Consider the following 13021-nt stretch of genomic DNA (forward strand, 5'->3'; position numbering starts at 1 on the left):
AACGATGGGGAACGACACGATGAACGGCCGGAGAACCGGCGCCGGAACCCTTCCCGAGCGGGAACGGGATCAGGCCGAGGAGCAGGTCCCAGCGCAGCGGAAGCCGGTGTCGCCGTACGACACTCTGCGCGATCCCGAGTTCTGGTTGTTCCGGATCTTCCCGCTGCGGGCGGTGGTCGGTGTCGCGCTTGTCGCGGCGGTGATGGCCTGGGTGGTGCTGGCGCTCTCGGACTCGGTGTGGGGTTCGGTTGGCGCGGGTGCGCTGATCGTGCTCATCGGCCTCGTTCCCGTGCGCGGAACGACCCTGGCCGGCCGGATGGCGATCGGGTTCGGGCGGCGGCGTGGCCGGGGCGCCACCGAACGACTCGCCCAGGCGCCCGCGTTCGACGTCCCCCTGGCCGACGGCGGCAACTGCGGAGTGCGCTGGGACGGCGACCTGCTGCTGACCATGCTGCGGATCGACCCGCCGCCGGACACGCTGACGCTGCTGCGGCACGGTTCGCTCAGCACCGACCAGCTGCTGCCGCTCACCGAGATCGCGCGCTGCCTCGATCAATTCGACATCACCCTCGCGGGTATCGACGTGGTGTCCACCGGTGCGCGCACGGCGGGTACCGGTGTGGCTTCTTATCTGTACGACCGCATCCTCGGCCCGCTGCCCGCCGTCGCGCACCGGACTCTGTGGCTGGTGCTGCGGATGGACCCACTGACCAATGCCGAAGCCGTCGAGAAGCGGGGCGGCGGCGCCGAGGGCGCGCTGCGCACCGCGATCATCGCCACGCGGCGGGTGGCGAACCGGCTGGCGGCCCGCGACATCGCCGCCTCGGTGCTCACCTCGTCGGAGATGAACAGCGCGGTACGGCAACTCACCCACGGATTCGAGATCGATCAGCTCGAGGAGACGCCGACCGCGCTCACCACACCGAGCCGCTGCCTGACCCACTACCAGGTGGGCGCCGAACTCATCACGCCGCGCGGGCTGGCCGATATCTGGGCGGTGCCGAGCCTGTCGACCACGCTCACACTGCGGCTTCGCCCGGGCGCACCGCGCCACGACCAGCGCAGCGATCACGCGGGCACCGTGGTGCTCAACGCGGTGGTGCGCTTCGACACCCTGGTCGAGCCCACCGACATCCCGATCCGGGGTCTGCGCGACATCACCGGTGGGCACCTGCGCACCCTGCTCGACACCCTCCCGGTCGCCTCGCTCGGCCGCTGGTCCGACGGCGAGGGCTACCGGGGAACGCTGACCGCCCTCACCGACATCGCAGTGCCGACGGCCGGCTGCGGGCAGCTGATCGGCGCCGACGAACGCGGCCAGGGCATCGCGGTGTCGCTGATCGGTGACGGCACCCGCCATCTCGAGGTGATCGGCAACCTCGACCTCGCCCAGCAGGTGATCCTGCGCGCCACCGCGCTCGGTGCGCACGCCATCGTGCACACCGCACGGCCCGAGGCATGGCATTCCATGATGGCCAATCTCAATGCACCCCAGGTGCTTTCGCTCGCGCCCCGGTCGGCCGGTGCCAGCTATCATCCGCCCGGCCCGCCGCCGATGCCCGCCGCGCCCTACCCGAGCACGACGGTGCTGGTGTTCGACGGCATCGAACCGACCACGCACGCCGGTGGCGCCACGATCGTCCACGTGCGCGCACCCCACGAGCAGGGCGGCGGAATCGACGCCGATGTCACCCTCATCCAGGATCCCTCGGCACCCAACCGGATCACGGTGCGCACACCCGCCGCGACCGCGACGGTGAACATGGTGACCACCCCGGAAGAAATGCACTACATCGGCGAATCCCTAGCCGCCCGCTGACCACCCGACCAAACAACGAACGGCCCGACACAAACCGTCGGGCCGTTCGCCTGATCCAGCAAGAACATGGGTAACTCACCGGGAACGGGCTAACGCTCCCATCCCCCAAAGTCTTGCCGCGTCAACAACTCACCCCGCACCTGAGTCTGGCCAAAAGACCCGGGGAGGCGGATCAGAAATCGGCGAAGCCGTCGCCGACCTTGCCGTCGGCCTCGATGGCGCGACCCAGCGCGTTCTCCACCTTCTTGCCGAGGTTGTCGAGCTTGATGAGGGTGTCGTCGAGCTCGTTGGTGACGTTGGTGTGCGCGGCGTTGAAGTTCTCCACAGCCGACTGACCGTGCAGGCTCTCCCGGAACGCGTTGGCGGCGCCGTTGAGCTCTTCGATCTGGGCCCGCATGTTGGAGCCGTAGTTGTTGAGGTCCGAGACCATCTCGGTGATCTTCGGCGAATTGTACTGAATCGTCATGATCTGTTCCTTGTCTGTCGTGAACGGCTACTCAGCGCGGAGCTCAGAGGCCCTCTTGGTCGGAGGCGACGATCGTCTGCTTGCCGGAGGTGACGGCCTGCGACAGACGGTCCAGCTTCTCGTTGAGCCGGGTGACCTCGTCGTGCCATTCGGTGGCGGCGGTCTTGAACTGACCGTGCGCCTCACCCGACCAGCCGGCGGCGACGGCCTGCACGGAGTCGTCGATCTGGTTGATGGAGGTCTTGAGCGTGGAGATGGCGTCTTCCATCCGGCTCACGACATTGTTGATGCCGCCTTCGTCGACACCGTAGTCGCCCGAGCCGCCACCACCGAGGTTGGTAAGAGACATATTTCAGAACCTTTCATCAGAACTTGTGTGTGCGCGAGGATCCGATCGATCTCGCTGAGCTGGACGCAGACCGACGCTGCGACGCGGAACTACGGCGGCATCCACCTCCCCCCGGGCAGTCCCTCGATCAGCGCTGCGACCGCTTGGGTCACCCGGTGATCGGTACCCGTGGTGAGCGTCGACCAGATCTGTCGATCCGGCGAGATCGTCGGGGCGGCGACGATGCGCCCGCGCCCCGTGTCGTAGACCGCGACAGCACCAGGCGCGCGGGTGGTCGAGCCGTCCTCGTGGCTGTAGACGACGATTTCCGCGTGCCCCGTGCAGGAGGCGAACGCCGCGCCGAGCACGGTGGCATCGCGCTCGGTGGCATCTAGCGCGTACAGGCCGTCGGCGAATTCCGCGGCTGTCGTCGCACCGTCGAGTCGCCGGGTCAGCTCGTCGGCGGGCGCGCTGAAGCCGCTGAACTGCGCGGGCTCGCGGTGACCGAGCGCGGCCAGGACCGGGCGCGCCAGTTCCTCGGCCGAACCGTCGCACCACACCGAATTCACCTCGAAGGTGTCATCGGTGCGCACGGCGATCGCATGGGCGCCGCCCCGGCGCACGACGCAGACGCGCTTGGTGCCGTCTTCGGCGTAGATCCGAACGGCCAGTTCACGATCCGGTTGGGCAAGCACGAACAGCGCGTCGGCCAGGCCGGGATCGACCTCGCCCTCGGCGTCGATGAGACCGCTGTCGCGTAGGTCCGCGACAGCCTGCTCATGGGCGCGGCGCCACTGTTCGTAGGAGTCCTGTTGCAGGCCGACGCGCAGCGTCAGCGGCAAGGTCTGCACGCCGAGGCGATCGGCGACGGCGAGCAGGGCGTCGTTGGTCAGGGTTGTCACGACCCGCCTCCCGGCTCCGCCCCACCCTGTTCGGTGCTCACGGCCCTGGCCGCCTGGCCGTGATCGCCGAGCACCGCGGGGGCGGCGCGGATCTCGCCGTCGAGGCTGAACTCCTCGGTGTGCTCGGGCAGGCTCGCCCGCGGGAACCGCGCGGTGTCCTGGGCCGCGGCCGCGCCGACCGGGCCCGGCGCGATCGGCGCCGCCTGTGTGCCCGCGGCGGCCGTGACCACGGGATTCGGCCGGGCGGTGACCTCGGCGCTGCTGGCCGACTGCGCGTACACCGGCGCGTTGTAGCTGGTCAGCGTGCGCGGAACCGATTGCAGGGCGGGCATTCCCGGGATACCACCGAATCCCGGCATGGCGCCGGGATGGGTCGCGGTCGGCTGTGGCGGCACGGCGGCTCGCTCGGCGGCCAGCGCCGTGGCGGGCGCGATCGGCGGCGGGTCCTGGTGCTGCCAAGCCGAAGCCAAGGGCTCGGTGGCCTTTTCGTAGTTCTCCATCACCCGCGAGGCAACGGCCTTCGCGACATCGTGCTCGGTGTCGGTATCGGCGGCGACCGCCTTGATCGGCGCACCGAGCATCCCGCTCACCGACTCGAGGGTGCGCTGCACCTGCTGGATGGCCTCGATGTCGGCGGTATTGGGCATCGCCAGCCGGGCCACCTCGTAGGCGGCGACCTGCGCCTGGAATTTCGCGGCGTTCGCGGCGGCGGCCGTCGAGGTCTCGAGCAGCCACTCACGTAGCGCCGTAACCCGTTGCACCACTTCGTCACTGCGCCCGGACTGCCAGGCGCCGCGCAGGTCGGTGAGCACCTTCTCGTATTCCAGTACGGCCGCGCCGAACGACGCGGCCAGTTGTGTCCACGCGCCGATCGCCTCAGCCATGGGGACAGACCCCGCCCCCGTGGTGAGGTCTCGCGCCAGCTGTTCCGGCGGACGCGCCGACCACACCACGCCGGTGAACCCTGGCTGTGGTGGTTCGATCATTGCGGCGGAGTACCTCCGAAGTCCGCCGTGTTGTCGCTTTCCATCCCGCTGAAGCGGTTCGCCTGCAGGCGAAGCGTCGCGGCGAGCTTGCGCATCTCCTCGACGCCGGCCTGCGCGCGGGTCAGATACGACGCGGCCACCTCGTTGGCGGTCTGCGCCGAGCGGCCCGACACCTCGTCGGCCCCCGCGGGCGCGACGGTCAGCGCGTGCTCGGCCGCCTGCAGGTCGGCCGCGAGCCGGTCGGCCAGCGAGTCGAGCCCGGACGAGGCCTGACTCGCCGTCGCGGCGTCGAACTGCACGCCGTCGTAGATCTCACCTGTCACGTCGGCCATGGTGAACCTCCTGTGTGCGAACGAAAATCTGCGTCATAGCGTCAGTTCCTTGTCGGGCGGCGCTTCCGAGGTCGTGGTGTCGGCCGCGCCGACAACCGGCAGCGACACACCCTCGATCCGGCCGATCACCTCGTCGCCGTGCGAGCCGGTGACCAGCTGACCGCGCACCGCGTCGTCGGTTGACGATTCGCCGTCGCGCGCGAGACCGGCACCCATGGGTGCGCCCATCGGCATCGCGCCCGTGCCGGCAGCCGACGACCCACCCGAGGTGACGGCCGCGGCCGACGTGGTCGAGGCGGCCGCCGCACCCATCGCGCCGGGCAGCGTGCTCAGCGCGCCGCCGACCGAGCGGGTGTTGGGGAACGGGCTCAACGGGGTGCTCGCCGCGGCGATCGCGCCGACGGCGCCACCGGCTCCGCCGCCGATTCCGCCACTCGCGCCACCACCCGCGCCATCGGTTTCGGCACCGTCGACGGTTCCCTCGGCGGTCGTGTTGTCGCCCTCGGTGGTGGTCTTCGGTGCCGACAGCGAGGTATTCGCCGCGGCCAGCTCACCGAGCGACTGCGCGACCGTGGTCGCCGTCGACATCAGCGGGGTGATCATGCTCATCAGCTGCGTCAGCTGCTCGGTCGAGTTCACACCGGTGGGCGCGTTGGTGATCGGCACCTTCTCGCCCGCTGCGGTCATGCTCGCGCTGTGCCCGACCAGTTCGGTCTTGGTCTTGACGGTGATCGCCAGTGCCTCGGCGGTGGACGAGGCGGCCGAGGCGACCAGGAAGGCCGCACCGGCCCCCGAGCCCATCAGCAGCGGCGCCATCGCCATGGTCGCCGAGAACTTCGCGATCACCGCCGCCATCAGCCCCGCACCGGTGGCGACGCTGACGGCGCCGTTGGCGAGAACCGCCTTCTCCTGGGTGCTCTGGGCCGCCAGCTTGCCCGCGTCGGTCTGCGCCTCGCTCGCCTTCTGCGCGGCCTCCATCGCCGCGATGCCCTGCCATACCGACATCACCGTCTGGATCGCCGTCGAGCCGAGCGACATCACCGTCTGCATCACGGTGCTCACGTTCGACAGCATTTCCGTGGGGTCCGTCGTGGTTCCCGTGCCGTCGCCGGTGGAGTTGGTGCCGAGCTGACCGGTACCGAACGCGGACGCCAGATCGGTGAGCGGGCGCATCAGCGCGCTCAGATCGATCGTCGGCAGCGGCGGCAGTTCGGGCAGCTGCACGAACTCCGGCACCTGCGGCAGGGCGGGCAGCCCCATCGAGCCGAGGATGTCGTTCACCGGCATGTCGAGCATGGGGGCAAGCGAACTGCCGCGCAGCAGTTCCAGCACGGTCGGATCCAGCGGATCCGCGCCGGGCGGCGGGGTCGCTCCTGGGAATGTCATGACTGGGTGCGAACCGAACCGATGTCCATGCCCGAGGCGCCGTCGACACCCTCGTAGGTGGCCGCACCCTGATGCGCGGTCAACGCGGTGCCCGCGTGCACCGCGGCCAGTTCGGCGACCGAGGACAGGTGGTTGGCCTGCGCGAAGGCATACGAGGCGAGCAGTTCCTGCCCGATCAGCCCGAACACCGGCACGACCGCGGCGACTGTCGCGGCCTGATCGACCGCCGCGGCCGAGGCGACACCCGACGCCATCGCCGCCGACGCGCTTCCGTAGGCACGCAACGCATCAGGGACAACTTCGAAGTGGCTCATGTCAATCGTCCAATCTCGAAACATCACTTGATGTTTCGTAGTCAACCTTAACCAGCCGAGCCGGCGCGCGACGATCGCGCAAGGGTAAACAGTCGATGACTAACCCGTGCTCTCCTCGTTGAACGCGGTGATGAGTTCGCCGCGTTGCGCGAAGGCACGATGCGCGGCGGTGCGCGCGGTGTCGACGAGGGTCTGCTCGAGTTCGGCGGGCGTCAGTTTCGCGATGCCCGGTGCGAAACTCAGGCCGACGAGAGCGGCGTTGGCGTCGACCTCGACAGTCACCGTTCCATCCTGCGACGTCTCGGTCACCAGGATGGCCTTGGTCGCATCCTGGAGATCGGTGAGCCGGTAGAGCTGTTTCTGCACCCGAGCGATGAGCTCGTCCATCGTTTCGACCATGTCGCCTCCCCAATCCACCTGCCGCTCAGACCGATCGCAGCCAGCTCTGCGGTTCGGTGTCGTAGTCCTGCTCGTCGATGATCTCCTGGCGTGCCACCTCTTCCTCGGTCGGCAGGCCGGTGAGCGCGAGCATTTCCGGGGACATCCCCGCCGCGCGGAACTGTTCGCGCCGCGCCATGCCCGCCCGGTTGGCCGACTGCTTGCACAGGCGGAGCACCTCGGCGGCCAGCTGCGCCGGATCGCGGCGCAACTGGTCGGGCTCGAGCCGAAGACCCAGGGGCAGACCATTTTCCGTGGTCCGCACCGAGATCGCTCCCGTCATCGACGTGGATACGAACTCGGTGGGAAATTCGTCCTGCTGTGCCGACGTCATCGCCTCGCCCCCTCAGACTCGTTCATCTTTGATGGCCCGCACCACTTCCGCGATGCGCTGGTTGATCAGCTCGGTGAAACGCTTCGCATCCGCCGCCGTCGCCACCCGCGGCACTTCTTCGGCGATCACATAGCGGCCGTCGTCGACCACGTCGCGCCAGCTCAGTTTGTGCCGGGTGACGCCGCGCGGCCCGAACCGCGAGCGACCCTGGATGACCTCGACCTCGCCTGCGCGCAGCAGCGGCGCGGACTCGAACTGCTTGGCGCGCAGCGGGGCCGGGTCGTCGAAGGAATCATGGACCGACGAGATGGCGTACGAGTAGTCGAGTTGTGCTGCCTTGTCCCCTGTTTCGAGCACCAGATCGGCCTCGCGGCCGGGTGCGTTCTCCGGAAGTTCGCGAACCACGTATTCGGCCAGACTTACCGCGTCGCACTCGGTGACGACGTAACCGCCGCTGTCCCAATAGGTGTCGCCAGGCTTCTGACGCACCACGTAACCCCGGTCGCCGCGCCTGCAACCCATCACCCGCACCAGCGCGTCGACCCTCATGTCGTCCACGCCGTCGTGGCCGTGGACGATGACCTTGATGTCGGGATCGAGCAGCGTTTCGAGCACGAAGCTGACGAACTCCGGCTCGTTGCGCCGCAACCCCGCGAGCGCGTCGGCCTTCTGCCGGTCCAGTTCATCGGCGTCCAGGGTTCTGGTCCGGCAGAAGAACGGCCACGGCACGAAATCGGAGGTGGCCCACTCCCACAGGGTGAACATCTCCAGTTCCGTCAGGTTCCACGTGCGGTTCATTGCTCGACGACCGGCCTCACCACGGTCTGCGCCTCGCCGATCGCCTCTTCCAGATGCTCGACCGAATCCAGGTAGTCGGCCCGCTTGTGGTCCTTCTGCTGACCACCGGCACCAGCGCCCGCGCCACCGCCGCCCATGGGCCCACCCATCGGCATGCCCGCTCCGGCACCGGCGGCATTGGCCAGACCGGCCCGGCTTGCCATGGCGGCGAGATCGGTGGTGGCCGTCGCGCGGGGGAACAGTTTCGACGCCTTCTCGAGGTTCTGGCCCTCGACTTTGGCGCCGAGCCCACCCCCGGCACCGCCACCCGCGCCACCGCCACCCTTGGAACCGGCGAGACCCATCTTCTTGGCGGCTTCGTCCAATGCCGCAGCACTGGTCGGGATTCCACTCAGCCCGGCCATACTCGCCTGCTGGGCAGCCTGGGAGGCGGCCTGCTCGGCAGCGGCGGAGATCTGCTCGCCGATCTGCGAGGCCTGCGAGGCGGCCTGGGAGGCGAGCTGCTGCAAGGCCTGGGAAGCCGTCTCCTGGGCTTGCTGCTGTTGCTGCTGTGCGGCCTGCTGCGCGGCAGCGCGTTCCGCGTCTTTGGCGGCCTGCTCCTGGGCTTTCCGCTGCGCCTCGGACTGCTGCAGGGCCGCGAGCTGTTGCTGGTGTGCGGCGTCCTGCTGGGCTTTCAGCTGGGCGGCCGTCGCCGCGTCGTTGTTCTGCGACCCGCCACCGCCACCCGCGGGATTTCCGGGGCTTCCGGGATTACCGGGGTTGGTGGGGTTGCCGGGCGGGTTCTCGGCGACCTTCCCGGTGCCCGCCGGTCCGGGCAGTGCGGGCAGGGCACCGATCGCCGCCGCGTAACCCGGGCGGTACCAGTTGTTGAAGACGGTGCGCGCGTGATCTTCCCACGTCTTCCGCTCGTAGGCATTGAGTTGGTCGGCCGGTTTGTCCGGCATGTTCGCCTGGGTGGTCTGGGCCCAGTTGTAGGCGTCGAGCAGCAGTTCGCTCACTCGGTACATGGTGCGGGTCAACTCGAGGCCCCGCCCGGTGTACCGGTGGACGGCGTCGCGCGCGCCCCCGGCGCCGCGCCCGGTCCAGCGTTCCTTGTTGTCGACCAGAGTCCTGATTCTGGTGTCGTAGTCGCTGAAGCCGCGGCTCATCTGCGAGGCCATCCGGTGCCAGTCCGACGACATGTCCCGCAACCAGCTCGATCGCCGCAACGAGATGCCCAGGTTGTAGAAGTCCGTGTAGTTCAGCGTCGATCCCGGTTCCGCGGTGTGCGAAGCCGACACCGTTTTCAGGCTCTCCTTCGGGGTGTTGGCACCCGACGGAAGGCCGCCGTACTGACCGCTCTTGTCCGTATCGGTCTTCTTGTATTCCCCTGGTTCCCGACCGCGTGTGTCGTCGATCCAGGCGGTGTCACGCGGATTGATCTGTCCCAAGTGCTGTTCGGCGTGGACGATGCTGTCGGCCGGATTCCGGGTGGACAGAATATTGCTCAACTCGTCTTTCGACTCCTGGTCCTTGTTCTTGTAGTTGTTCCCGGCGATCAGGAACGACAAGGCCATGTCGTTGAGAACTTGCTTGTGGTCCTTCAAGATGTCGTCGCGGAACTCGCGCCCCAGCGTGTAGAACTCCTGTGTGAGCGCGCGGCCCGAGGTGAGGTGACCGAGGAGGTTCTCGGTTTGACCGGCCCCCGTCGTGTCAGGCGAGATGATTTCACCGACCTTGCCCTCGACCAGGGCGATGATGTCGAGCACATCCGCGCAGTATCCGGCGGCTTCCGTCGCCGCGCCGTCCTCGAGCTTGAGTGACCCCGAGTTCCGGTATCCCCGCCAGTCCTCCATCGGTGTGCCCACGAGGTCACACTCCCACTGTCTCGACGGTGCGGTTCCTCATCCGTAGACGCCCCTCCTCATCGCTGGCACACCGGCCGGTCGTGCCCCCGCAAACATGGCAGCCGAGTCTTACAACGCGGCAACACCATTCTTAAATCACGCTAACGATTATAGGGTTACCGGCGCGTATCCGCATCAGGACGATACGACCGACCGATGTCGCTCGTAGAAGTTCTCCGCGAACTCCACCGCGAACACCTCGGGCGCCACCGCCGACGAAGAACGATGCAGCACACCGTCGTCGGCGACGTAGAAGATCGCCCGGCCGACCGCGATCTCACCAGGTTGCACCGGGACGAAAACCATCCAGCCGACACTGATTCGTTCCGCCTGCAACTCGTCGGGCGGATAGCGCACGGGGTCGGCGGACGTTTCGGTCAAGTGCGCGCGCACCACGTCGATCGCGTCTTCGCGCGCCATCGGTTCGGGTAGGCGAGCGGTCACCCCGGCCATGGTGAGCTGAAAGAAGGCGGCGTCGACATCGAAAAGCTCAGCGTCGCTGAAGACTTCGACGACCGTGTCGCGGGTGACCACACCGGCTTCGGCCGCCGCGACCAGGGTTTCGACACCCGCGCGCTGGTGCTCGTCGGCACGAACGCCGAGCAGGTCGGTGACGATCCTGGCGACGGTCTCGGAGCTCCAGAAGCCGGGTACGGCCTCGGCGATCCCGTCGGCGGTAGGCGAATCACCGTGGTACCAGCGCCCATTGGTCCACCAGTAGCAGAACGACAACATTCCGCCTGCGGCACGGTGGTTGAGCACCTGCGCTGAAACCCACGACGGCGCACCCGTGTAGAGCCCCGTCGGCGGCCCGCCCTCGGCGTAGGCGGCGGCGAGTTCCGGCGAGTTCCATACGCCACCGGAGAGCACGGCGCGATTGCCGGGCAGCAGGTACAGCGAACTTCCGCTGCGCCGCACCCCTTCGAACCAGTTCAGCGAGGGCAGCGAGCGCGGGCCGAACTCCGAACCGACCGCGACGAAGGCCGCCGACAGCACTGCCCAGCGCGCCACCATCAGCGGCAAGGGCGGCAGGCCCACGTCGGAATCGCTGGCGCGCAGTCCTTTTCGTCGGTCGGCGAGCTCCTGTTCGGCCGCGGTGCGTGGTGCGCGGATCTGCTTGTCGTCGTGCCCCACGTATGCCGACAACCACACCGGCACCGACCGGCGCGGGAACGCCGCCAGGTCGGCGCGGTAGGAGTCCTGGGCAAGGAGGTGTTCGTCGGGGAACGGCTCGTCACCGTAGTCGTAGTCGACGTCGATCTCGCCTGCACCCGACAGACTCAGTACCAGGCGCCACCACGGCCCGTCACCGAGCTCGGCCGACAGCAGCCGGTGCTCCCACACCAGGTCGATGATCTCCTGCGGCGGCGTCACCTGCACGGGTTCGATGGTGTCGCCGGAGAACAGGGCGACCGAGGAATGCTCGAGGACCGTGAGGGCGAAGGCCGCGTGCAGGCGCTGCCAATCCGGTGGGGCGAGCGAAGCCAGATCGCGGGCGACCTGGTGCATGATCTTCCTGGCCCGCTCGGCAGGGTCCTCGGGTTCCGGTTCGTCGTCGGCCATGGTGAAACCGACATCGGGCTCGTCCTCGGTGGACTCGCCGCCGGTAGCCGTGTCGGCTTGCGCGAGTGCGGAGTCCGGTTCGGCCGGAACGTAATTCGGTTCCGCGGGAACAGATTCGGTGGATTCGTCGTGGTCCGGTTCGGTGGTGCGCTCGTCGAGCCGGTCGCCTCCGCTGGTCATATCGGGCGGAAATCCCCTCATCTGGTTCATCGGTTGATCGGTCAGGTCGCCAGGGGCAGACCGAGCTGCGGCAGCTCGATCAGGGTGTTGCCCTGGCGTTCGTTCCAGGCGTCGTAGGTGAACGAATCCGGTGTCGCCAGGCCGAATCCGTCGCGCAACCCGCCGACCACCATGTCGGCGAGTCGCCGATAGTCGGCTGACGACGCGGGCCAGGTCAGGCGGGTCCACCAATTCTCGTGGTAGCGGTCGCGAGGCTGCCAGCCGAGTTCACGGATCACCGCCGTGCCCTCCCGACCTGCGCGGAGTTCAGTGGCCAGCCGGTCGTCGTCGACGAGTTCGGCTGTCAGTTCGGTATCGGTCTGCAGGAACTGAGCGAACCTCGACGGGCGTTCCTCGCGTGATTCCACGATCTTCACGATCGCGCCCGCAGGCAGGCGAGCCAGCTCTCCCGCCAGTGCTTTCGCGAAATCGTCCCAGGTCACCGGGATTCCTCGGCAGCCAAGGCGTCGGCTTGATCGCCGAGCGCGAGCCAGTTGTTGTCCATCAGCGTCAGCTGCAGGGAACCGTCCACGTCGCGCAGGATCAGGGTGTCGGCCTCGCCCGCCCAGCGCACCGCGGACACCTCGCCGGGGAGGTGTGCGGTCGGCCTGCCGAACAGTTCGGTCAGTAGTCCCACCCACCGGGCGAAGGTGTCACGCGCCCAGGCGCGACCCTCGTCGTCCTGTGGGACACCCTTGGTGAGCCACAGGGTGATGTCCACGATGCGGCTGTCCTCGGCGAAGACGCGGCCGCTGGTCGGACCGAAGCCGATATCGAGACGGGCGCGGTCCGCGTGCGGGCTCAGCACCCGCCAACCGAAGCGGGCAGCCAGGTCGGGCAGCGAATCCATCTGCTTGGCGCCGCCGAGCTCGCGCAGGCCGGTGGCGATCTCGGTGAGCTGTTCGTCGGTCAGCACCCGACGGCGGTCCGCGCTCATGCCTGCACCTCCTCGGTCATCGGCGCTTCTTCGCCAGATCGGCGAGCCTGCGCTGCCGGACCAGGTCGGCTTCGCGCGCGTTCGAGCCGTCGAGTTGCCCCGCGAACGCCGCCCGCGCTGCCTGGACCAGGTCGTCGGAGGCGTTCGGGTAGGCACGGGCCACCTGCCACAGCGCGTCCTCGGTCTTCATGTCGAGTCCGGTCTCGGAATGGATGCCGCCACCGCTGAGCACCGAAGCGAGCATCTTGTCGAAGTTCTGCCGAATCTCGGCCTCGGTCGGTTCGGTCTCCCGCACCGCATGCCTCCTCACATC

General features: G+C 68.4%; 16 protein-coding genes. 1 reads left to right on the top strand and 15 read right to left on the bottom strand.

All coding sequences use genetic code 11. The annotated features are described in order from the left end of the window. Nucleotides 1-19: 19 nt before the first annotated feature. Nucleotides 20-1819 carry a type VII secretion protein EccE gene (eccE, locus tag NI2_RS14530; RefSeq protein WP_084476433.1) on the top strand — a complete coding sequence of 600 codons (1800 nt, stop codon included), beginning with the start codon at nucleotides 20-22 and terminating at the stop codon, nucleotides 1817-1819. A gap of 172 nt (nucleotides 1820-1991) precedes the next feature. Here eccE and NI2_RS14535 read toward each other — a convergent pair whose 3' ends face one another. The 15 genes from NI2_RS14535 to NI2_RS14605 form a co-directional block, all read right to left on the bottom strand. Continuing rightward, nucleotides 1992-2285, bottom strand: a complete 294-nt coding sequence (locus NI2_RS14535; RefSeq protein ID WP_067491018.1) for a type VII secretion protein EsxR — start codon at nucleotides 2283-2285, stop codon at nucleotides 1992-1994. A 43-nt stretch (nucleotides 2286-2328) separates the two neighbouring features. Beyond that, nucleotides 2329-2634 (bottom strand): WXG100 family type VII secretion target, encoded by a 306-nt coding sequence (locus tag NI2_RS14540; protein ID WP_067491020.1) that lies wholly within the window; start codon nucleotides 2632-2634, stop codon nucleotides 2329-2331. A gap of 89 nt (nucleotides 2635-2723) precedes the next feature. Next, nucleotides 2724-3515, bottom strand: a complete 792-nt coding sequence (locus NI2_RS14545) for an ESX secretion-associated protein EspG (RefSeq protein ID WP_067491022.1) — start codon at nucleotides 3513-3515, stop codon at nucleotides 2724-2726. Continuing rightward, complete coding sequence (locus NI2_RS14550) at nucleotides 3512-4501, bottom strand: PPE domain-containing protein (RefSeq protein ID WP_067491024.1); 990 nt, start codon at nucleotides 4499-4501, stop codon at nucleotides 3512-3514. The genes NI2_RS14545 and NI2_RS14550 overlap by 4 nt, the downstream gene beginning before the upstream one ends. Then, a complete protein-coding gene (locus tag NI2_RS14555) occupies nucleotides 4498-4833 on the bottom strand; it encodes a PE family protein (protein WP_067491026.1) in 336 nt (111 codons plus the stop codon). The genes NI2_RS14550 and NI2_RS14555 overlap by 4 nt, the downstream gene beginning before the upstream one ends. A gap of 33 nt (nucleotides 4834-4866) precedes the next feature. Continuing rightward, nucleotides 4867-6219, bottom strand: coding sequence for a hypothetical protein (locus tag NI2_RS14560; protein ID WP_067491028.1), 1353 nt, complete (start codon nucleotides 6217-6219; stop codon nucleotides 4867-4869). Then, on the bottom strand, nucleotides 6216-6533 hold the full coding sequence (locus NI2_RS14565; RefSeq protein WP_067491029.1) for a type VII secretion target: 318 nt from the start codon (nucleotides 6531-6533) through the stop codon (nucleotides 6216-6218). The genes NI2_RS14560 and NI2_RS14565 overlap by 4 nt, the downstream gene beginning before the upstream one ends. Nucleotides 6534-6632: 99 nt before the next feature. Continuing rightward, nucleotides 6633-6932, bottom strand: coding sequence for a YbaB/EbfC family nucleoid-associated protein (locus tag NI2_RS14570; protein ID WP_067491032.1), 300 nt, complete (start codon nucleotides 6930-6932; stop codon nucleotides 6633-6635). Nucleotides 6933-6957: 25 nt separating this feature from the next. Further along, entirely contained in the window at nucleotides 6958-7305 is a 348-nt protein-coding gene (locus NI2_RS14575) for a hypothetical protein (protein ID WP_067491034.1), read from the bottom strand. Between the two features lie 12 nt (nucleotides 7306-7317). Then, nucleotides 7318-8103: an ESX secretion-associated protein EspG gene (locus NI2_RS14580; RefSeq protein ID WP_067491036.1), complete on the bottom strand. Its 786-nt coding sequence runs from the start codon at nucleotides 8101-8103 to the stop codon at nucleotides 7318-7320. Then, complete coding sequence (locus NI2_RS14585) at nucleotides 8100-9950, bottom strand: hypothetical protein (RefSeq protein ID WP_133733970.1); 1851 nt, start codon at nucleotides 9948-9950, stop codon at nucleotides 8100-8102. Before NI2_RS14585 ends, NI2_RS14580 begins: the two co-directional genes overlap by 4 nt. Before the next feature lie 174 nt (nucleotides 9951-10124). Beyond that, nucleotides 10125-11732, bottom strand: a complete 1608-nt coding sequence (locus NI2_RS14590) for a hypothetical protein (RefSeq protein WP_243749850.1) — start codon at nucleotides 11730-11732, stop codon at nucleotides 10125-10127. 41 nt (nucleotides 11733-11773) lie between these two features. After that, on the bottom strand, nucleotides 11774-12214 hold the full coding sequence (locus tag NI2_RS14595; protein ID WP_067491040.1) for a TY-Chap domain-containing protein: 441 nt from the start codon (nucleotides 12212-12214) through the stop codon (nucleotides 11774-11776). Then, nucleotides 12211-12708 (bottom strand): DUF6301 family protein, encoded by a 498-nt coding sequence (locus NI2_RS14600; protein WP_067491042.1) that lies wholly within the window; start codon nucleotides 12706-12708, stop codon nucleotides 12211-12213. The genes NI2_RS14595 and NI2_RS14600 overlap by 4 nt, the downstream gene beginning before the upstream one ends. A gap of 16 nt (nucleotides 12709-12724) precedes the next feature. Then, nucleotides 12725-13003 (bottom strand): hypothetical protein, encoded by a 279-nt coding sequence (locus NI2_RS14605; RefSeq protein ID WP_208115341.1) that lies wholly within the window; start codon nucleotides 13001-13003, stop codon nucleotides 12725-12727. Nucleotides 13004-13021 lie beyond the last annotated feature (18 nt).

Origin of the sequence: Nocardia ignorata NBRC 108230 (genome assembly GCF_001612905.1) — a bacterium.
GTDB lineage: Bacteria > Actinomycetota > Actinomycetes > Mycobacteriales > Mycobacteriaceae > Nocardia > Nocardia ignorata.